This is a genomic window from Streptomyces sp. NBC_00299 (assembly GCF_036173045.1).
Lineage (GTDB): Bacteria > Actinomycetota > Actinomycetes > Streptomycetales > Streptomycetaceae > Streptomyces > Streptomyces machairae.
Genome location: NZ_CP108039.1, coordinates 3,928,239 through 3,948,462 on the forward strand (window position 1 = coordinate 3,928,239; position 20,224 = coordinate 3,948,462).

The 20,224-nt window shown below is 72.3% G+C and carries 16 protein-coding genes; 8 read left to right on the top strand and 8 right to left on the bottom strand.

Going from position 1 to position 20,224, the window contains the following annotated elements:
- Window positions 1–19 precede the first annotated feature (19 nt).
- Complete coding sequence (locus tag OHT51_RS17025) at window positions 20–3,373, top strand: SAV_2336 N-terminal domain-related protein (protein WP_328879805.1); 3,354 nt, start codon at window positions 20–22, stop codon at window positions 3,371–3,373.
- Between the two features lie 97 nt (window positions 3,374–3,470).
- On the opposite strand, the gene OHT51_RS17030 is transcribed toward OHT51_RS17025, so the two are convergent.
- From OHT51_RS17030 to OHT51_RS17050, 5 genes are all read right to left on the bottom strand, one after another.
- Window positions 3,471–4,460: a malate dehydrogenase gene (locus OHT51_RS17030; protein WP_328879806.1), complete on the bottom strand. Its 990-nt coding sequence runs from the start codon at window positions 4,458–4,460 to the stop codon at window positions 3,471–3,473.
- Window positions 4,461–4,893: 433 nt separating this feature from the next.
- Window positions 4,894–6,249, bottom strand: coding sequence for a DUF2690 domain-containing protein (locus OHT51_RS17035; protein ID WP_443052496.1), 1,356 nt, complete (start codon window positions 6,247–6,249; stop codon window positions 4,894–4,896).
- Between the two features lie 437 nt (window positions 6,250–6,686).
- Entirely contained in the window at window positions 6,687–7,205 is a 519-nt protein-coding gene (locus tag OHT51_RS17040; RefSeq protein ID WP_328879808.1) for a helix-turn-helix domain-containing protein, read from the bottom strand.
- A 225-nt stretch (window positions 7,206–7,430) separates the two neighbouring features.
- Complete coding sequence (locus OHT51_RS17045; protein WP_328879809.1) at window positions 7,431–7,925, bottom strand: DUF3017 domain-containing protein; 495 nt, start codon at window positions 7,923–7,925, stop codon at window positions 7,431–7,433.
- Window positions 7,915–8,769, bottom strand: a complete 855-nt coding sequence (locus OHT51_RS17050) for a bifunctional methylenetetrahydrofolate dehydrogenase/methenyltetrahydrofolate cyclohydrolase (protein WP_328879810.1) — start codon at window positions 8,767–8,769, stop codon at window positions 7,915–7,917. Before OHT51_RS17050 ends, OHT51_RS17045 begins: the two co-directional genes overlap by 11 nt.
- A 256-nt stretch (window positions 8,770–9,025) precedes the next feature.
- On the opposite strand from OHT51_RS17050, the gene OHT51_RS17055 reads away from it, so the two are divergent.
- From OHT51_RS17055 to OHT51_RS17080, 6 genes are all read left to right on the top strand, one after another.
- On the top strand, window positions 9,026–9,745 hold the full coding sequence (locus OHT51_RS17055) for an RDD family protein (RefSeq protein ID WP_328879811.1): 720 nt from the start codon (window positions 9,026–9,028) through the stop codon (window positions 9,743–9,745).
- Between the two features lie 143 nt (window positions 9,746–9,888).
- Window positions 9,889–10,683, top strand: a complete 795-nt coding sequence (locus OHT51_RS17060) for an FHA domain-containing protein (RefSeq protein ID WP_328879812.1) — start codon at window positions 9,889–9,891, stop codon at window positions 10,681–10,683.
- Window positions 10,680–12,263, top strand: a complete 1,584-nt coding sequence (locus OHT51_RS17065) for a protein kinase domain-containing protein (protein WP_328879813.1) — start codon at window positions 10,680–10,682, stop codon at window positions 12,261–12,263. Before OHT51_RS17060 ends, OHT51_RS17065 begins: the two co-directional genes overlap by 4 nt.
- Window positions 12,264–12,355: 92 nt before the next feature.
- The gene (locus OHT51_RS17070) at window positions 12,356–12,742 is read left to right on the top strand and encodes a hypothetical protein (protein WP_328879814.1); all 387 of its coding nucleotides are present in this window, start codon (window positions 12,356–12,358) and stop codon (window positions 12,740–12,742) included.
- A gap of 66 nt (window positions 12,743–12,808) precedes the next feature.
- The gene (locus OHT51_RS17075) at window positions 12,809–12,931 is read left to right on the top strand and encodes a hypothetical protein (protein WP_328879815.1); all 123 of its coding nucleotides are present in this window, start codon (window positions 12,809–12,811) and stop codon (window positions 12,929–12,931) included.
- 97 nt (window positions 12,932–13,028) lie between these two features.
- A complete protein-coding gene (locus tag OHT51_RS17080; protein WP_328879816.1) occupies window positions 13,029–14,789 on the top strand; it encodes a protein kinase domain-containing protein in 1,761 nt (586 codons plus the stop codon).
- Window positions 14,790–14,861: 72 nt separating this feature from the next.
- On the opposite strand, the gene purH is transcribed toward OHT51_RS17080, so the two are convergent.
- Together purH and purN are read right to left on the bottom strand one after the other, a co-directional pair.
- On the bottom strand, window positions 14,862–16,427 hold the full coding sequence (purH, locus tag OHT51_RS17085) for a bifunctional phosphoribosylaminoimidazolecarboxamide formyltransferase/IMP cyclohydrolase (protein ID WP_328879817.1): 1,566 nt from the start codon (window positions 16,425–16,427) through the stop codon (window positions 14,862–14,864).
- A complete protein-coding gene (gene purN / locus OHT51_RS17090) occupies window positions 16,424–17,053 on the bottom strand; it encodes a phosphoribosylglycinamide formyltransferase (protein ID WP_328879818.1) in 630 nt (209 codons plus the stop codon). The genes purH and purN overlap by 4 nt, the downstream gene beginning before the upstream one ends.
- Window positions 17,054–17,354: 301 nt before the next feature.
- On the opposite strand from purN, the gene OHT51_RS17095 reads away from it, so the two are divergent.
- A complete protein-coding gene (locus tag OHT51_RS17095; protein WP_328879819.1) occupies window positions 17,355–18,146 on the top strand; it encodes a hypothetical protein in 792 nt (263 codons plus the stop codon).
- Window positions 18,147–18,447: 301 nt separating this feature from the next.
- Here the strand turns inward: OHT51_RS17095 and OHT51_RS17100 are convergent, their stop codons facing one another.
- Entirely contained in the window at window positions 18,448–20,190 is a 1,743-nt protein-coding gene (locus tag OHT51_RS17100; RefSeq protein ID WP_328879820.1) for a cell division protein PerM, read from the bottom strand.
- Window positions 20,191–20,224: the final 34 nt, after the last annotated feature.

The window sequence follows — 20,224 nt, forward strand, 5'->3', positions numbered from 1 at the left end:
CGGTGTGGACGGGCGCGTCATGAGCGTGGGTGGGGGCGGGGCGCGGCTCGTGGCGGCTCTGCGGGTGCTGGCGGCCTCCGGAGAGGAGCTGGACGCCGACCAGGTGCTCGACGTGCTGTGGCTGGCGCGGCGGATGCCGGGCGAGGACGACGCGCCGCTCAACCGGCTCGCCCGCGTCGAGCAGCCGGCGCCGCAACCACCGCCCACCGTCGAGCCGGAGGGAGCCACGCCGCCCCGGCCCACACCGGAGCCCGACCCCGACGACCCGGACCTGCCCGACCTCACCGCCCCCTCCCTGTACGCGGCCGCCAGGCAGACCCCGCCGCCCCTTCCCGGGATACGACTGCGCCAGGACCCCGAACCGGGCAAGGCGCTGCCCGTACGCGTGCCGGAGGACAAGGCGCTGACCCGCGAGCTCGAACTGGGGCGAGCGCTGCGACCGTTGCGGCGCAGGCAGGCCAGTCCGCACCGGCGGGAGATCGACGAGGAACGCACCGCCGCCGAGCTCGCCGAGACCCTGCTGCCCGACGTGGTGCTGCGACCCGTGCAGGAGCGCTGGCTGCATCTGGCACTGCTTGTCGACGACGGCCTGTCAATGCTGCTGTGGCACCGGCTGGGTGCCGAACTGCGCACCCTGCTCGAACGCCTGGGCGCCTTCGCCACCACCCGCGTCCTCGGCCTCGACTCCCGCAGCGTCTCCGAGCCGCGTCTGCACGCCCGCCCCTTCCGGCCCGACAGCACCCCGGTGCCGCTGAGCGCGGTCGGCGACCCGTCGGGCCGCACCCTCGTCCTCGTCATCAGCGACGGCATGGGCGGCTCCTGGCGCAGCGGTGCCCTGCACGACCTGCTCTCCTTCTGGGCCTCCCGCGGCCCGGCCGCCGTGCTGCACACCCTGCCGTCCGGCCTGTGGGAAGGGTCCGGCATCCACGCGGAGCGGTGGCAGGCCACGACTCGGCGGATCGGCGGTGCCAACACCTCCTGGGAGATCACCGATCCTGTGCTGCCGTCCGACCTCGCCCGGTTCGACGGCGTGCCGGTCCCGGTCCTGGAGCCGACGGCCGCCTCCTTGCGGGACTGGGCCCACCTCCTCGCCTCGCCCGGCGCCACGGTCGAGCTGCCGATGCTGGCCCGGCCGCTCCGGTCGGGCACCGCCGCTGCATCCGCCGGCCAAGGGGACCTGCAGCACTTCCGGGACGCGGCCACGCCGGAGGCCTACCGGCTCGCCGCCCATCTGGCGGCCGTGTCGCCGCTCACCGTGCCGGTCATGCGGCTGGTCCAGACAGCGGTCCCGTGGCAGGCGCGAACCTCCCATCTCGCGGAGGTCTTCCTCGGCGGCCTCATGCGGCCGCATCCCGCGCCGGTGTCCGGGCCGCTGCCCGCCAAGCACCAGGTGTTCGACTTCTCCGACTCATCACGGTCGGCGCTCCTCGACGCGGTCCCGCAGTCCGAGCTCCTGAGGACCAGCCGCAGCATCGGGCGGCGCCTGGAACAACTCGCCGGGGTCTCCCCCGACTTCCCTGCCTGGCTCGCCCATCCTGACGGCTCGGCCCAGCTGCCGGGCTCGCACCGTCCGTTCACGAATGTCGAGCGCAGACTGCTGACCCGGTTCGGGGTGTCGTTCGACCGGGACGTGCACGGGCTGGAACGAGAGCCGGGCCGGAATGGCCCCACGGCGGACGGCTGGCAGCCGCTGACCGACGACGACCCCCGGCAACTGGGCCCCTACCGGCTGCACGGCCGACGACGGCTGCGCCGGACGGTGGAGTACGACGGCGTCCATCGGCAGGGCACCCGCGCCATGGTTCGCACCGCGCGGCTCGATCTGCCGGTCGGCGCACACGAGTTGATCTCGCTGGAGGCCGAGGCGCTGCTCAGGCTGAACCGGCAGTACGCCCCCGCAATGCTCGCGCAGGGGCGCGACAACAGCAGCGGCCGGCTCTGGCTGGCGACGGCACCGATCCAGGACGACTCCGGGACCCAGCCGCCGCCACGGCTCGCGGAGATCTTCAACCAGGCCCACGCGACGAGAACCGCCCCCTTCGACAAGCTCACCGCGCTCCTGGTCGGCTGGCATCTGGCGAGCGCCGTGGCCCTCTGCCACCTCCACGAGATCGTGCCCGCGGACCTCAGCGCCGAGAACATCTTCGTGCTACGGCGCGCCGTGCTGCTCGGCGACCTGTCCGACTGTGCCGTAGCCGGCCGCTACGCAGGTACCGGCCCCGTACCCACCCCTGAGGACAACGTGCGCGCGCTGGGCGATCTGCTCCAGCTGGTCAGCAGCAAGGCGGGCCGGGAGCTGCACCGGCATGTTCCCGGCCCCGAGGGCATGCATCTGTGGCAGGGCGACACCTGGGCACGGCTGCGGCAGGTCGTGCTGCGCTGCCTCGACCCGGATCCGGTCGAACGGCCCTCCGCAGGCGAGGTCGCGGACGTCCTGGCCAACTACATCGCCCAGTCCCGCGCCGAACGCGCTCCCACGCCCCGGTCGCCCTCCGCGGCCAGGCCTGCGGTGGACGCACCACTCGCGCTGCCGCGGACCACCGTGCCGCCCACCGGAGTTCCGCCGATCCGCCCGCCACGGTTCGGCTCCGCCCGCCGCGAGCGGGAGGCCCGGCTGGCCCGGCTGCGGACGCCTCTGAACCGAGCCAGGCGGCTCACGCTGATCGGCGCCTATCACTACAGCGGCCGGGCCACCACGACCATGGCGCTCGGCTCCCTCCTCGCCGCCGTCCGGGGCGAACCCGTGCTGGCCCTCGACGGAGCGGCCGACGAGGGCGCGCTCGGCTCCTTCCTCACCCGCCGGAACCCCGCGACCGTGCGCGATTTGGCCGACCTTCCCGCCGAGGCCTCGTACGAGGAGGTCGGCGCCCGCACCACGCACCTGTCGTCGGGCCTGGAGGTCGCCGCGCACCCGCCGGGCCACGTCCCCCCGAACCTCGCCCACACCCAGGCGTACACGCATGCCTTGGCGCGGACCGCGCCGTACTACTCCTTCGTCCTCACCGACTGGGCCCCTCTGCGGCTCGACCGGTCGGCCGACACCGTCCTCGATCTGACCGACCGGCTGATCCTGTGCTGCGGCAGTGCAGGCTGGTTCCTCGACGCCGCCTGGCGGGTGCTCGACCAGCTGCGGGGCAGCGGGCGCCGTCAGCTGGCGGACGAGGCGATCGTCGTGGTGACGCAGGTGGAGGGGGTCTCCAGCCGACCGGTACCGGCCGATCTGCCCGGCCGCTTCGACATCGGTGCCGACCAGGTGGTCGCCGTCCCGTTCGACAAGGCTCTGCACTCCCCGGGCTTCCGGGAACTGGAGCAGTTGCGGACGCCGACGCTGAACGCGTTTCTGGACCTGGCCGAGCTGGTCGTAGGGCGCTGAACGGGGCGACAGCGAGGGAGCGGGGATGCGGACGCACCGATCCCCGGGCAGCCGTGCCGCCCGGGGATCGGTGTGAGTGAGTGCCGGCGCGCGCCTGTCAGATGAGGCCGAGGGAGCGGACCGCCTCGCGCTCCTCCTCGAGCTCCTTGACGGAGGCGTCGATGCGGGCGCGCGAGAACTCGTTGATGTCCAGGCCCTGGACGATCTCGTACTTGCCGTCCTTGGTGGTGACCGGGAAGGAGGAGATCAGGCCCTCCGGGACGCCGTACGAGCCGTCGGACGGGATGCCCATGGAGACCCAGTCGCCGTCGGCGGTGCCGTTGACCCAGGTGTGGACGTGGTCGATGGCGGCGTTGGCGGCGGAGGCCGCGGAGGAGGCGCCACGGGCCTCGATGATCGCCGCACCGCGCTTGGCGACGGTCGGGATGAAGTCCTCGGCCAGCCACTTCTCGTCGTTGACGACCTCGGCGGCGTTCTTGCCGGCGACCGTGGCGTGGAAGATGTCCGGGTACTGGGTCGCGGAGTGGTTGCCCCAGATCGTCAGGCGCTTGATGTCGGCGACCGTCGAGCCCGTCTTCTTCGCGAGCTGGGTCAGCGCGCGGTTGTGGTCGAGGCGGGTCATCGCGGTGAAGCGCTCGGCCGGTACGTCCGGGGCCGCGGCCTGCGCGATGAGCGCGTTGGTGTTGGCAGGGTTGCCGACGACCAGGACCTTGATGTCGTCCGCGGCGTGGGCGTTGATGGCCTGGCCCTGGGGCTTGAAGATGCCGCCGTTGGCCTCCAGGAGGTCACCGCGCTCCATGCCCTTGGTGCGGGGGCGGGCACCCACGAGCAGCGCGACGTTGGCGCCGTCGAAGGCGACGTTCGGGTCGTCCGAGATGTCGATGCCCTGGAGGAGCGGGAACGCGCAGTCGTCGAGCTCCATGGCGGTGCCCTCGGCGGCCTTGAGCGCGGGGGTGATCTCAAGGAGGCGCAGCTTGACCGGCACGTCCGCGCCGAGCAGCTGGCCGGAGGCGATGCGGAAGAGCAGGGCGTAACCGATCTGGCCGGCCGCGCCGGTGACGGTGACGTTCACGGGAGTGCGGGTCATGGCGTTCTCCGTATGACAGCTGGCGGTGAGGGCATCCCTGCCCCGGGGTACGGGACGTAGAGATGATCGATCTCTTGGCGTCGAGAGATCCACCGGTCAGGCTATCGCGCCTCCGGGATCTCGCACGGCCGGGTCCGTGTGGCCCGGCCCACAGAAAGCCGCCACTGGGGCAAAAAGCGGCGGCCGCCCGGTCCGGGAGAGGGTGGACGGGCGGCCGCCGGGTGGGGGTACCGGTTGCCGGACTCCCGTGGGGGTACCGTGCGCGTGCCCACTTTGCCGACGGCCATTCCTGTCCGACCCGAAATAGTTTCGGGTCGGTCCTTCCGTCCCGGTCGCCCCGATCCCCGGCCCCGTCCGAACGCCCGACGCCGGCCAGGCTGCGATTGCCTGACCGGCGTCGAGATGCCGCTCCGTTGCCCTTTCGGGTGCCTCGCTACTGCGTGCACCCCTCCTGTCCGGCGGCCAGCGTCGCGCAGGCGATGGCCTCGCCCGCGTCCTTCACGGACACCATCGGCGTGTACGCGATCGTGTCGCCGACGACGGTGATCGTGCCGTTCTGCTTCTTCTTGCCGACCGTCACCACCACCTCGTCCCCCTGCGCGGCCTGCGTGATACGGCCCCACGCGGCGCCGCACGCCTCGCTGTAGCGCACCTCGACCACGGCCGTGCCGACGGTCGCGGTCTTGGCGGTCGTCACGAGGTCGCCGCTGCACCCCATGCTCTCCGCGTCCTTGCCGGTGCAGGAGTCGCCGCTGCACTTCACCCCGGGAGGCAGGTCGGGGTCGGTCGTCGCGGACGGCGAGGGCGAGTTGGCGGCCTCGTCGCCCTTCTGCCCGCGGCCGGCGTCGGTGAGGAAGAACACCGCCGCGATCACGACCAGCACACCGACGACCCCCGCGAGGAACATCGTCAGCCGCCGCTTGCCCCCACCGCCCCCGGCGGACCCGCCTCCGGGGCGGGGCCCCTGAGGGGGTTCGCCGTACGGCTGGGACGCGCCCTGCGCCCACATCGACGCGGCGCCGGACGCCTCGGAGGCGCCGGACGCCCCGGACGTCGCAGACGCCCCGGACACTCCCGACGGCACGGCCCCCGACGTACGGCCGCTCGCGGGCGCCGGACCTCGATACCCCGCCAGTCCCCACGAGTTGCCCCCGGAGTCGGCCCCGCCCTCCCGGACGTCACCTCCACCGGAGTCCCGGACCGGCGAGTCCCGCACCGAGGAGTCGCGTACCTGGGAATCCCGGACCGCGTCCCGGACGGAGGAATCCCGCACCGGCGTATCGCGAACCGCGGAATCCCGGACCGCCGAGTCCCGGACCTCCGGTGCCGTCGGCTGTGCAGGCACCGGCGGTACCGTCGGTGCCACGCCCGCCGGACCCGCGATACCGGGCGTCGCCGTCGCGCTGCCGCTCTTGCGCGCCGTCCGGCCCGCCTTTGCGCCCCCCTTGGCATTCGCCGGGGGTGCTCCGAACTCGCTCAGCGCCGCGCGGGCCTGGGAGATCCGGATGGCCTCCATGGTCATGTCGTGGCGCATCTCCGAACGGCTCCAGGCCCGTTCGGCGAGCTCCCACATCGTCGTCAAGTGGACCGGATTGGTACCCGTGACCTCGGCAAGCGCCACGATCGCGCCCTTGGGCGCGAGCAGCCGCCCGTTCAGATACCGCTCCCAGGACGTCTTGCTGTATCCCGTGCGGTCGGCCAACGCCGCGATGCTCAGACCGCTGCGGTCCACAAGCCGGCGCAGCTGGCTCGCGAACTCCCTGACCTGCGGATCGAGTTCATCCGGCAAGGCCCTCCAACGAGGCATTGCTTCCCCCTCTTCCCCCCGGTTCGTGCTGGTGTTTCTCGGGTTCCCCCGCGCGTGGTGCCCTCTGCCGAGTCCCCGATGTGGCTACCCACAGGGATGCGCCCAGTAAGGATCTCAGTTCCCGGGGTGGGGGCGCACGGGAGCATTGGGACCGTGGGCATGCACCGTTGCACGCCCATCGAATGGCGTCCAGTGTTCCACCGGCGACCCTCCCCGGCCGACGCCACCCTGGTAGTAAGCCCTTGCCAACACGTGGGACGACCCCGGGCGTCCCGGTCGACCACGCTAGCCCGCCTGTTGAGTGACTTCCTCGAAATTACCGAACTTGTCAATACATCGACACACAGAAAGCACATAAACGATCACGTGTGTCACATGCGCCGTATTCGGGCAAGTCCGACGCGACAGTCCCACCGGGCTCACCCCAGCGCAAGGGCCCCGATCAGCGCCGTCAGCACCAGAACCACGGCGAGCACGACGGCGGCCACCAGCAGCCGACTCGACGACGGCTCCGGTTCCTTCGGCGGCGCGTCCCACCACGGCAGGGTGGGGTCGTCCTCGTACTCCTCGCGCTCCTCGTACTCCCTGGGCGCCCCGCCCGCCGCACACGACCCGTGCACCCCGTGCGCTTCGTGCTCCGCCTTCGTCGGCATCACCGCGGGCTTCGGCCATGCCTGCACGGCCAGTTCCCACCGCACCCCGAAGCGCTCCGCCTCGTCCCTGCCGGTCCCCGCCACCCGGCACAGCGCGATGACCGCCTGCCGGGGCGGGGGCTGGGTGGCGTTGAGGTAGCGCTGCCAGGAGGACTTGCTGTACGCGGTGCGCGCGCCCAGCGCGACCAGGCTCAGGCCCGTGCGGTCCTTGAGCTGCCGCAACTGCTCCACGAAGTGCCGCACCTCCGGCGGCAGATCGTCGGGCAGCGGCTGCCACGCACCCATCGCTCACCTCCGAACCAGATCCGATCGGGTGACGACACCGGGCGGCGCATTGGTTCCCGATGTGCTGCGACGTAGCGGAACGGTCACTTCCGTGCCACAGCGCACTGACAGGCGTTGAACAGCCCCTTCGCCGTGCCCGAGGGTTGACGCAGACGGCGGCCCGTCCTTAATCGGGGGAGAGGACGGGCCGCCGTCGCGCCGTGTGCCCTTCGGGGCCGGGAGGCCTCAGCTGTCCACCGTGAAATGCAGGGCGTCCTTCAGGAACGGGACCCTCAGCAACGGGTCCGGCTGCGCCATCAACGCCAGCAGCACGATCACGAGGCCCAGCACGCCGTACGTCACTATGTCCGTGAAGCGGGAGCGCACGGCGAGCATGCCGACACTGGGCAGGAACCACCGCAGCACCGCGCCGGCCAGCAGGGCGCTGCCGATCACCAGGGTGCCGACCCGGAACACGTCGAGCGCGGTGATCAACAGACCCACCGCGACCAGGCCCAGCACCAGCAGGACCGGCCACTGCCGGGCGGGCGCCGGGGCGTCACCGGACGCGGCTCGGCCGCCGCCCTCGGGGCGTGCCGTGTCCCTGGTGAACAGCGGGAAGCGGCGAGTGGTGCGCCGGGGTTTGCCCTCCGCGTCCGGTGCGCTCACCGGATCCCGGACCTCGATCTCCTCGACGTCCTCGGTGTCCCGCGTCTTGCCGACGCCGCCCTCAGCCGACACTGCGCTCCGCCGCCTCGACCACGTTGACCAGCAGCTGCGCCCGCGTCATCGGGCCCACACCACCGGGGTTGGGGGAGATCCAGCCGGCCACCTCGGCGACGCCGGGGTGGACGTCGCCCACGATCTTGCCCTCGGCGCTGCGCGAGACACCGACGTCGAGGACGGCGGCGCCGGGCTTCACGTCCTCGGGGCGGATCAGGTGGGCGGAGCCCGCGGCGGCGATGATGATGTCCGCGCGCTTCAGGTGTGCGGACAGGTCCCGCGTGCCGGTGTGGCACTGGGTCACCGTCGCGTTCTCACTGCGCCGGGTCAGCAGCAGCGGCATCGGGCGGCCGATGGTCACGCCGCGGCCGACCACCACGACCTCGGCGCCCTTGATCTCGACGCCGTAGCGGCGAAGGAGGGTGAGGACGCCGTTGGGGGTGCAGGGCAGCGGAGCGGGCTCGTTGAGGACCAGACGGCCCAGGTTCATCGGGTGGAGGCCGTCGGCGTCCTTGTCCGGGTCCATGAGCTCCAGGATCCGGTTCTCGTCGATGCCCTTGGGCAGCGGCAGCTGGACGATGTAGCCGGTGCAGGCCGGGTCCTCGTTCAGCTCGCGGACGACCGCCTCGATCTCCTCCTGCGTGGCCGTGGCGGGCAGCTCGCGCTGGATGGAGGCGATGCCGACCTGGGCGCAGTCGCGGTGCTTGCCGGCGACGTACTTCTGGCTGCCGGGGTCCTCCCCGACCAGGATCGTGCCGAGGCCGGGCGTGATGCCCTTCTCCTTCAGCGCCGCCACGCGGGCGGTCAGATCGGACTTGATCGCGGCTGCGGTGGCCTTGCCATCGAGAATCTGGGCGGTCATGACACCCATCCTCCCGGATGACGCCCTCCCGGTTCCAATCGGACGCCCGGCCCGTGACGCACATCGCCCTTGCAAGATCCCGAAGATTGCATCTGCACAACAGGTTCCGCCTCAGACTGGACAAAATCGCACGTTAGCTAGAACGATGAACGGCGCAGTTTCGCGGAACGTGTTCGGGGGGCAAAACCGCTCAAATCGTGAAGTTCCTCCGCGCAATGCCGCATCGTCCCCGCATTTGCAACGGAGGAAACCGGCCATGAGTTTCGGCTCGCCCAACCCACCTTACGGTCAGCCGCAGGACCCCAATCAGGGCTACGGGTACCCGCAGCAAGGACAGCAGCCCGGTTACCCCCAGCCGGGACAGCCTCCCTACCCGCAGGGCGGGGCCGGTTACGGCTACCCGCAGTCGCCGCAGGGCGTGCCCCCGCAGGGCGGTTACGGCTATCCGCAGCAGCCGGGTTACCCCGGCGGCGGCGGTCCGGGCTTCCCTCCCCGAGTGGCGTCCATGGGCCGCCGCTTCGGCGCCCGGCTGATCGACGGGGTGGCGTTCACCGTCATCTACATCATCCTCGCCGCCGTCGGTGTCGCGGGCTCCTTCAACGCGGCCAACGACTGTGACCCCAACGCCGTCGACTACAGCACCTGCGTGAACGACGCCAGCTCCGACATCGTGGCTTCGATCGGTGCCGTGGTCGGTGTCTTCGCGGTGATCGGCCTGCTCTACGAGTGGCTGATGGTCGGCCTGGTGGGTGCCACCCTCGGCAAGATGGCCGTCGGCCTGCGGGTCGTGAAGGCCGACACCGGCCAGAAGCCCGGCCTGGGCTCCTCGTTCATCCGCTGGATCATCCCGATCGTCGGCAGCCTGGCCTGCGGCATCGGCCAGCTCCTCGTCTACCTGTCCCCGTTCTGGGACAAGTCGGGCCGCCAGCAGGGCTGGCACGACAAGGCCGCGAGCACCATGGTCGTACAGAACTGACCTCACCGAGGGTCCCGTTGGGGCGGGACTCAGTTCACGCCAAACACAGCCGATGGCCGTGTCTCACTCGTACGAGGGGGGCGCGGCCTCGCTGCGTCGCCCTACTCTGACGTGGGTAGCCGTCAGGCACGGGGAGACGCACCTTGTACAGCATCATCGTGGTACCTCCGCCGACCACGGAGGACGAGACCGACCGCACCCAGCTCCGGCTGGCGCCCGGCGAGCGGCTCGGCTTCGGGCGTTCCGCCTCCGACAACGACCTCACGATCGCGCACGACGGCGTGTCCCGCAGAGCCGGTGAGATCACCGCGCAGGGCGCCTTCTGGATACTGAGCAACCTCAGCCGGGAGCAGACGTACGTCGTGGAGAACCCGGAGGGCGCGGGCGAGCACATCAAGGTCGGGCCGGGGCGGCTCGACGCGCCGATCCCCTTCGAGTTCTCGCGGATCGTGCTGCCGGCGGCCGGTGATCTGCTGCCGATCGAGGTGTGGGCGCCGCGCCACGACTACCTCAGCTCCGAGGGCGGCCTGGACGGCGCGACCACCGCACCCGCCTTCTCGGTCGATCGCACCAAGCGCTACTTCGCGGTCCTGGCCGCCCTGTGCGAGCCCCGGCTGCGCGGCGAACCGCACGCCCCGCTGCCCACCGTCGACCAGGTCGTGGACCGGCTGCGCCCCAACTGGCCCGCCGCGTCCCGTACGTCGGTCCAGTGGAACATCGACTACCTCGCGGTGAAGCTGCGGCTCAAGCCCGGCCCGGAGACAGCCGACACGGGGCCGCGGCTCAACGGAAAGAAGGAGTCGCTGGTCTCGCTGGCGCTCCGGTTCGACCTGGTGCGCGAGGACGATCTCGTCGTCCTGCGCGCGTCCTCGCCGCCGGCTCCGTCGCTCTCGGCTCCGTCCGCGTCGGCGTCGGCGTCCGGCCGGGTGGCCCGGTGACCGAGCCGTACGCCGTGCCGGTGCCGAAGGGGTACCGGGTGGGCGCGTGGGAGGTGCGGGAACCGATCGCGACGGGGGCGTTCGGGAGCGTGTACGAGGGCAGGCGCGTCGGAGACGACGAGGCCCTGCCGAAGACGGTCGCCCTGAAGTTCCTGCCCACCGGCACCGGTACCCCCCGCCAGCTCACCCACCTGCGCGAACTCATCGAGCGCGAGGTCGACTTGCACCGCCGGCTGAAGCAGCCGCGGCTGATCCGGATGTACGACACCCTCACCGTCGACGACCCGGCCCGTCCCGCCCTCGACGGTGCCACGATCCTCGTACTGGAGAAGGCGGAGGGCTCCCTGTCCGCGCTGCTCGCGGCTCAGCCACGCCCCGCCGCCGGTCCCGTCCTGCTCGCGCAGATCTGCGAGGGGCTGGCGCAACTGCATCACGCGGGCTGGGTGCACGGGGACCTGAAGCCGGCCAACGTGCTGCTGATGAGGGACGGTTCGGCCCGGCTCGCCGACTTCAACATGGCGGCGGAGCTGGAGGGCACGCACGCGTACACGCCCGCCTTCTCCACACCCGACTACACGCCGCCGGAGCTGCTCTGGTCGGAGATCGGCGAGCGCGGCCGGCGTATCCGCCCGTCGGCCGATGTCTGGGCGTTCGGCGTCCTCGCCCACCTGGTCCTCACCGGCTCCTTCCCGCTGCCCGGCGCCACGCCGTCGACCCGCCGCGATGCTGCCGCCGCCTACGCGCGCGGCACCGACGAACTGCGGCTGTCGCCCGAACTCCCGGACGTCTGGCGGGAGATCGTGCGGGACTGCCTGACCCGTACGCACGGCGACCGGATCGGCACCCAGGCGCTGCTGGGGCGAGTCGGTGCCGCCGCGGGCACGGGCCGCCCGCCGCGACTGCCGCGGGCGCTCCTCCCCCGCCGCTCCCGCCGTACGACGATGCTGACCGCTGCGACCGCCGTGGTGGCGGTGGCTGCCCTCGGTTACGGCGTCAGCAACTGGGCCGACACCGGTGCCGACGGGGGCGGGAGCGGGGCCGGCGGGCCGGGGCGCGAGACCACGAGGGTCACGGCCGCCACCTACGGCGCCTCCGAACTCCGTACCGACAAGGGCGTCCCGGTGGCCTACCGGCGCCTCATCGTCGACTCCGCCCACGACTGCGTCCGGCCCGAGGTCACCCCCGCGCTGATCGCCGCCCTGCTGAAGGCGGAGAGCAACTTCGACCCGGACCTCTCCGACCCGTCCGTGGGCGAGGAGGGCGAGTACGGCATCGCCCGCTGGACGCCGAGTCTGCTGCGCTGGTGGATCCGCGCGGACGGCGTGCCCGCGACGGCGACCCCCAAGCCTCCCCTCACGCCGGCCCAGTCCATCCCCGCCGTGGGCCGCTACCTCTGCTACATGGAGCCGCTCCTGGACCGGACCGGCCTGTCCGGCGACCGCCAGGTGCTGCTGGCCGCCGCCTACCGCACCTCGACCAAGGTCGTGAACAACGCGGGCGGAGTTCCCCCGAAGTACCGCGACTACGCCGCCCGCGTCGCCCACTACCTCAAGGAGTACACGCCGCCCGCGAAGAGGTGACCCTGAGAGTTCTCAGGTACCGCTCGGGGCTGCTCGGCGTCACGGTGTTGCTGTCCACCAACGGGGGTGGCAATTCCGGAGGGACACCGACCATGAAGCGCATGCTCGCCTCGCTGGGAGCCGTTGCCGTACTCGCCACGGGCGCCGTGGCCCTGACGCCGGCGGGGGCTTCGGCGGCACCGAACGGCTGCTGGGGCAGCGGGCCGAACAACTCCCGCTACTGCCACAACTACCAGGCCGGCAACGTGATGTTCAACGGCAACGTCGCGGGCCGGCTGAACGCGGGCGACAACTGGTTCGTCTGCCAGAAGAAGTTCCCGGGCCAGGAGAACCCGCCGGTCGGCGACGCCCGCAACGACTGGTGGCTGTGGACCCAGGCCGACACCAACGTCAGCAACGGCGGCTGGGGCTGGTTCCCCGCCAACAAGGTGTCCGGCGGCGTGAACTACGGGGCGATCCCGGGGCTGCGCACCTGCTGAGCGCCTGGCTGACCGCTTGACCCGCGGCCTCCGGCTCCCTCGGGGGAGGGCCGGAGGCCGCGACGCGTGCCCGCGCGCACGACTGCGGTCGCCGTGGCCGGTCTCACGCTGCTGGCCGGGCTGGGCATGACCGGTACCGCGCCCGAGGCCGGGGCTTCCACCAACTGGTGCAACAGCACCCTCCCGTAGCCGCGACCACGCTTCCCCGTGCCGCCTCACGCGGTAGCCTCACACCAACTGACGGGACACGAGTGGCCGTTGGTGCAGAGCAGCACTCGGGGGATCCATGACCGACCAGCGGCAGCCCACGCCATCACCCACCTCGGCGGCCCTCGACGTCGCCCTGACGCAGGCCGGCGCCACCCCCCTGAAGCCGACCGCGCCCGCCCGCATCGGCCCCTACGTCCCCCTCGGCCTGCTCGGCAGCGGCGGCATGGGCCACGTCTATCTGGCCCGCCCCGCCGACAACGCCCCCGGCCTCGCCGCCGTCAAGGTGATCCGCCCCGAGTACGCCGAAGACGCCCGCTTCCGGCGGCGTTTCGAGCGGGAGGCCGCCGTGCACGGACGGGTCCACACCCCGCGCACGCCGCAGCTGCTCGGCACCGGGTTCGACGACTCGCTGCTGTGGACGGCGACGCAGTACCTGCCCGGCCTGGACCTCGCCGAGGCGGGGCGCGAGTGCGGCAAGCTGGGGCGCGCCGGGGTGTGGCGGCTGGTCGGGGACATGGGGCAGGCCCTGTCGGCGCTGGCCGCCGCCGACGTCGTACACCGGGATCTCAAGCCGTCCAACGTGATCCTGTCCCTGCAGGGCGCCCACGTCATCGACTTCGGCATCGCGCAGGCCGCCGACAGCAGCGCGATCACCTCGACCGGGAGCCGGGTCGGCACGCCCGCCTTCATGGCGCCCGAGTATCTGCGCGAGGGCCGCTGCGACACCGCCTCCGACGTCTTCTCGCTCGCGGGAAGCCTGATCTACGCCGCCACCGGGCACGCCCCGTTCGGGGACGGAACGGGCGTCGACGTGATGCACCGGGTCGCGTTCGAGGAGCCCAAGCAGGACATCATGGCGGAACTCTCCGCCGTGGACCCCGCGTTGGCCGCCCTTCTGACCGCCTGCCTCGCCAAGGATCCCGCCGGACGCCCCACCCCGCGGCAGCTCACCGACGCCGCCACGGCAGCCGGTCACGGCGGCGCAGCCGTCTGGCACGAGCCGCTGAGCGCCCGGCTGCTGGCCCGAGGGCAGGCCTGCGAGGTACTGGAAGCTGTCGCCGTCCAGGAGACCGCCCGAGCACCCCTGAGTTCGCGGACCTCTCGGACCTCCCAGGAGACGGTCCAGTTGCGACTGCCGGGGGAACGTACGGCTGTCCCCGGCCCCGAGGACGACGGCAAGCGGCGCAAGCGGAGGGCATACCTCGCCGTCGCCGCGGGTCTCGCCGTGTGCGCGGTCGCCGCGGGCGCCTTCTTCGTCGCCGGCCCGTCCGTCGACGAAACGGCCCCGGCGGCGGCCACGGCGACCGGCAGCACCGCCGACGACGACGCTCAGGGCTCTTCCCTCCCCGGCTCCTCCTCGTCGCCTTCCCGTGACAAGGAGAAGGAGAAGGAGGAAAGGGAGAAGGAGAGGGAGGGGACGGGGAAAGACACCGACGCGAAGGCGTCCGCCGCGGCAGCCGAGTCCGCCGGCCCGAGCGCCTCCGACAGCGCCGCGGGCGGCACGCAGGCCACGCCCACCAGCGGCAGTGGTGGGGACGGCGCCCCGACCGCCGCCCCCACCAAGACGGCCACGACGCCCGCCACCCCGCCCTGGATCTCCGACTGCACCCACTACTCCGGCACCGAGATCACCGACCGGGGCGACAAGGGCCAGCGCGTCGTCCAGGTGCAGTGCATGCTCAGCAAGCGCGGCTACAGCGTCGGCGGCTCGGGCGTGGACGGAGAGTTCGGCGCGGACACGGAGTCCGCGGTCAGACTGTTCCAGAGCGACAAGGGGCTGGAGGTCGACGGCGAGGTGGGGCCCAACACCTGGGCGGCGCTGCGCAGTTCGACGTGATTTCGACGTAATGGCGATCGACGCGGGTGAGGGGCGGGCCGCAGATACGGCCCGCCCCTCACTCATACCGGCTCAGTGGAAGAAGTGCCGCGTCCCCGTGAAGTACATCGTGATGCCGGCCTTCTGCGCGGCCTCGACGACCAGCTCGTCACGGACGGAACCGCCGGGCTGAACCACGGCCTTCACGCCGGCCTCGGTCAGGATCTCCAGGCCGTCGGGGAACGGGAAGAACGCGTCGGACGCGGCGTACGCCCCCTGCGCGCGCTCGGCGCCGGCACGCTCGACGGCCAGCTTCGCGGAGTCGACGCGGTTGACCTGCCCCATGCCCACGCCCACGGACGCGCCGTCCTTGGCGAGCAGGATGGCGTTGGACTTCACGGCCCGGCAGGCCTTCCAGGCGAAGGCGAGTTCGGCCAGATCCTCGGCGCTGAGCGCATCGCCCGTCGCCAGGGTCCAGTTGGCGGGGTCGTCGCCGTCGGCCTGGAGGCGGTCGGTGACCTGGAGGAGGACGCCACCGTCGATGGCCTTGACCTCGACGTCGTTCGTCGGGCCGTCGGGGGCGCGCAGCACCCGGATGTTCTTCTTCTTGGCGAGGGCCTCCAGGGCCCCCTCCTCGTAGTCCGGCGCGACGATGACCTCGGTGAAGATCTCGGCGACCTGCTCCGCCATCTCCTTGCTGACCGGACGGTTGACGGCGATCACACCGCCGAACGCCGACAGCGGGTCACACGCGTGTGCCTTGCGGTGCGCCTCGGCGACGTCAGCGCCGACCGCGATGCCGCACGGGTTGGCGTGCTTGATGATCGCGACGCAGGGCTCGGCGTGGTCGTACGCGGCACGGCGGGCGGCGTCCGTGTCCGTGTAGTTGTTGTACGACATCTCCTTGCCGTGCAGCTGCTCGGCCTGCGCGAGACCGCTCCCGCTGCCGTCGACGTACAGGGCCGCCGGCTGGTGCGGGTTCTCGCCGTAGCGCAGGGTGTTCTCGCGCTCCCAGGTGGCGCCGAGGAAGTCGGGGAACTGGGAGTCGTCAACGGGGGCGTAGGAGGAGGCGAACCACGAAGCCACCGCCACGTCGTACGCCGCCGTGTGCTGGAAGGCCTCGGCCGCGAGCCGCTTGCGGGTGGTGAGGTCGAAGCCGCCGTCGCGGACGGCCGCGAGGACGTCGGCGTAACGGGCGGGGCTGGTGACGACCGCGACGGACGGGTGGTTCTTGGCGGCGGCGCGCACCATCGACGGGCCGCCGATGTCGATCTGCTCGACGCACTCGTCGGGCGTGGCCCCGGAGGCGACGGTCTCGCGGAACGGGTAGAGGTTGACGACGACGAGGTCGAACGGCGCCACGCCCAGCTCGTCGAGCTGCTGCCGGTGGCTCTCCAGCCGGAGGTCGGCGAGGATGCCGGCGTGCACGCGCGGGTGCAGCGTCTTGACGCGGCCGTCCAGGCACTCGGGGAAGCCGGTGAGCTGCTCGACCTTGGTGACGGGGACTCCGGCCGCGGCGATCTTCGCGGCGGTGGAGCCGGTGGAGACGAGTTCGACGCCCGCCTCGTGCAGGCCGCGCGCGAGGTCTTCCAGACCGGTCTTGTCGTAGACGCTGACGAGCGCCCGTCGAATGGCCCGCTTGTTGCTCTCGGCGGTCACTGGATAACTACCTTTCGTCCCTCAATGCGATAGCCGTTGCGGGCGAGGCGCCCCACGACCTCGACGAGCAGCCTTCGCTCGACTTCCTTGATGCGCTCGTGCAGAGCGCTCTCGTCGTCCTCGTCCCGGATCTCGACCACGCCCTGAGCGATGATCGGCCCGGTGTCGACGCCGTCGTCGACGAAGTGGACGGTGCAGCCGGTGACCCGGGCGCCGTACGCGAGGGCGTCGCGAACGCCGTGGGCGCCGGGAAAACTGGGCAGGAGCGCGGGGTGGGTGTTGACGAACCGCCCGCCGAAGCGCGCGAGGAACTCCTTCCCCACGATCTTCATGAACCCGGCGGAGACGACGAGATCGGGCTCGTGGGCGGATACGGCCTCGGCGAGCGCCGCGTCCCACTCCTCCCGGCTGCCGTGATCCTTGACCCTCCGCACGAAGGTGGGCAGCCCCGCGCGCTCGGCCCGGGCGAGCCCCTCGATGTTGTCGCGGTCGGCGCCCACGGCCACGATCTGCGCGCCGTACGCCTCGGAACCGACGGCGGCGATCTCGTCGAGCAGCGCCTGCAGATTGGTGCCTGATCCGGAGACCAGCACGACGAGGCGCTTGGCCACGGGCTTGGCGGCCACGGTGGGGCCCTTTCTCGGGGGTGCGTTCTTCAGCGGCCGACGGCATGTACGTTCGCGCCCGTACGTCTCTCACCTGTACGTTCATACGAATGCATCGCGCCCCGGGATACGGGGAAGTCTACGAAGCAGCCGACCGTCAGCAACGATACCGGCACACCGGAAGGCCCCCACGGGACGGGGGCGTGGCCGGAAGGTAGCGTCTGGGGCGAGCGGGCTCGGGAACGCGGTCGTCGTGCGGTGCGTTCCTCGTGTGACAGCTCAGAACAGCCAGCCTTATCACCTAGGGGAAGACGCTCACTTGATGCCGGACCGCAGTCTGCGACTCCTCACGTTCCCCCCGCACCCGGTGCAGGGAGGGGAGCACAGCGGCGTGCTGCTGCGGGAGCGCCCCGCCTCACCGCCCGACGCGCCTTCGGGCGGGCAGAACGGCGACGAGCGGGGCAGCGGCCAGGGGAAGGACGACAACCCCTTCGCGCCGCCGCCGGAGGGCACCCCGGACCGCCCGTGGCAGCCACGCCGCCGCCCGTCGGGCGAGGACGACTCCCAGGACTCCGACGAGGGCCGAGGCCGCTCCCCCTGGGGCAACCAGTGGAGCGACCGCCAGCCGGGCCGCTCCCCCGACGGCTTCGGCGACAACTCCCGACGCGGCCAGGACGGCCCCGGCGGCCCCGGGCCCGGCCCCAACCTGCGCTGGGACCCGACCGACCCCGTCCAGCGCCGCGCTCGCTTCGCACTGCTGTCCGGCATGTGGGCCTTCTTCTTCGCCCTCTTCAGCTGGCCGTACGTCGCCCTGCTCCTGGGCGCCCTGGCCCTCTACTGGGGCATCAGCAGCCTCCGAGCCAAACCCCGCACCCCCGACCCGAACACCCCGGCGCCCTCTCGCCCCACCGGCCGCCCCCAGACCACAGCAGCAGTAAGCGGCCTGGTCACAGCCTCCCTCGCCATCGCAGTGGTCGCCGCCGGCTTCACGGCCCAGATGGTCTACAGCGACTACTACACCTGCACGAACGACGCCCTGACGACCGCGGCGAAGCAGTCGTGCAACGAGCATTTGCCGGAGGAGCTGCGGGGGATTCTGGGGACGGGGGACTGAGGACCGCGGCTGCTGCTCCTTGACGCCGCTCCAGGCACATTCAGCCCGTCCAGCGCGTGACGACGAGGACTGCGCCATCCCTAAACCCCACCCACCCGCAGGGGGCTGCGGCGCGCATGCCCGCGGTGCCAGTCGACGCCGGTCCAGGCAAAATCAGCCCGTCCGGCGTTTGAGGACGAGGCCGTTCAGGCCGACAGCGGGGGTCTGGGGGCCGCAGGCCCCCAGGGCCGGGGTCGAAGGGGCGGCGCCCCTTCAAGGACGGGAAGGGTAGGAGCGGCGGGGGCGAGAACCTTCTCGGCCCTCACTGCGATGCCGGCCCCTCCGGCGGATCCGCCACGTCCTTCATCGCCGCCCAACGAGCCTCACGCGAGTCATCGTCACCCCAGGGCGAGGGCGCCGATTCCGACCCCGCGGACTCCAGATCAAGCTCAGGCTCAGGCTCCGCCCCCTCCGCGGACGGCACCTCGACAGGCGAAAAGTCCTCCGGCTCGAACGTCGTGTCATGGTCGTACGCCCCGTACGGAACCCCCTGCCCATCACCCCCGTAACCCCCGTCCTCGTCAGGCCCCGCGCCCCGTCCCTCCTGGTCCTGCCCCAACGCCGTGAACGGCCCTTCCTGCACGAAGGCCGACCGCCCCAGGGCCTCCCCCGTCGCCGCCTCCGCACGAGGCCGACCGATCCAAGCCCCCTCCGTCTCGCCAAGCCGCCGCTCCGCCCGCCGCCCCATGTGGCACCGCCACCCCCGCACCACCACAGCCACCGGAACCGCCACCACCGACACCCACCCCAACACCGCCGCCCCCACCTGCCACCACACCGGCCCGAACTCCGCAAGCGCCCCCCGCCCCAGCGGCCCACCCGACAGCTCGGCCAGCTCGGCGACCACGACCGCGCAGAACACGGCCGCCAGCAGGGCAACGCCGGCGGTCCGCCCGGGAGCCCAGGCCACGGCGGGCATGTGCCCGCTCTCCGACCGCGCTGCAAGCCCGCCACCACCCCACCCCGCCGCGAACCACCCCACGACCACCCCCGCCACAACCGGCACCACCCCGACCCCCCACTGCACGGGCCCCCCGACCCCCGGGTCCGGCACCGCCGCCAGCAGCGGAAGCGGCGGCAGCAACGGCGCCGGCGCCGCGGACAGCGGCCCCACCACATGCCCCGTCCCGAGCACGAACCCCGGCCCGAGGGCATACGCCGCCGCCCACACCGCCGCGTTCGGCACCAGCGCCACGCACAGCAACAGCACCGCGAGCCGTCCCGACCAGCCCTCCGTCAACTGCAGAAACGACCCCCGCGCCGCGGCGCCGTGCCACACCAGCGAGACGCCCACCAGCAACGCCCCACCCGCGACGAGCGCCCCCGCACCGGCCCCGGCCGCCCGGGCCGCCGCGCCGAGACGGGCAGGCGCCTCCGCGTCGGGAACCAGCCGCCGTACCCGTGTCGGCATCACGCCCAGCACACCGTCGGCCGCCTCGGGCCGCCGTTCGCACGCCGTCCACACGCCCACCCCCGCCGCCGCCATCGCGAGAAGGGGCACGCACACACCGGTCCACCACCACGAGGGCCGCAGCTCACCGCCCGCCGCGTACACCGCGGCCGCCACCCCGACCCCGAGGTACCCGAGCACGACACCCGCCCACGCCGTAGGCCCCGACACGAGCGGCGCCCCGTCACCGCCGTCCGCCGCCGCGTCCCGCGCCGCCCGGTACACCAGCCACACCGGAAGCATGAGCATCAGCAAGGGCGTGACACCCACCGGTGCGGGGAGACCGGAGAGGGTGTCGGTGCGGACCAGTTCGGCACCGTGCGCCAGCAGCCACAGCAGGGCGGCGACCTGCAAAGCGCCCCCCGGCCCCTTGTCCGGATACGGCGAACTGACCCACAGCACCATCACCACCACGGAGATCACACCGAGCCCCAGCCCCGCCGCGACCGCGCCGCCGAGAAGGCTCGCGCCGAGTCCGGGCGTGCGGTAGCGCAGCCGAGTGAGCAGGGACGCCAGGGGCGTTCGCCGAGCGGTCATCTCGTTCACGCCCGCCATGCTCCCAACGACACGCGCTTTCCCGTCGTAACAG

Excerpts from the sequence above, each read along its gene's own strand:
- OHT51_RS17070 (WP_328879814.1), top strand. The coding sequence starts at position 12,356 with ATGAAGCGCATGCTCGCCTCGCTGGGAGCCGTTGCCGTACTCGCCACG.
- OHT51_RS17055 (WP_328879811.1), top strand. The coding sequence starts at position 9,026 with ATGAGTTTCGGCTCGCCCAACCCACCTTACGGTCAGCCGCAGGACCCC.
- OHT51_RS17040 (WP_328879808.1), bottom strand. The coding sequence starts at position 7,205 with ATGGGTGCGTGGCAGCCGCTGCCCGACGATCTGCCGCCGGAGGTGCGG.
- OHT51_RS17050 (WP_328879810.1), bottom strand. The coding sequence starts at position 8,769 with ATGACCGCCCAGATTCTCGATGGCAAGGCCACCGCAGCCGCGATCAAG.
- OHT51_RS17100 (WP_328879820.1), bottom strand. The coding sequence starts at position 20,190 with ATGGCGGGCGTGAACGAGATGACCGCTCGGCGAACGCCCCTGGCGTCC.
- OHT51_RS17025 (WP_328879805.1), top strand. The coding sequence starts at position 20 with ATGAGCGTGGGTGGGGGCGGGGCGCGGCTCGTGGCGGCTCTGCGGGTG.
- OHT51_RS17030 (WP_328879806.1), bottom strand. The coding sequence starts at position 4,460 with ATGACCCGCACTCCCGTGAACGTCACCGTCACCGGCGCGGCCGGCCAG.
- OHT51_RS17080 (WP_328879816.1), top strand. The coding sequence starts at position 13,029 with ATGACCGACCAGCGGCAGCCCACGCCATCACCCACCTCGGCGGCCCTC.
- OHT51_RS17095 (WP_328879819.1), top strand. The coding sequence starts at position 17,355 with ATGCCGGACCGCAGTCTGCGACTCCTCACGTTCCCCCCGCACCCGGTG.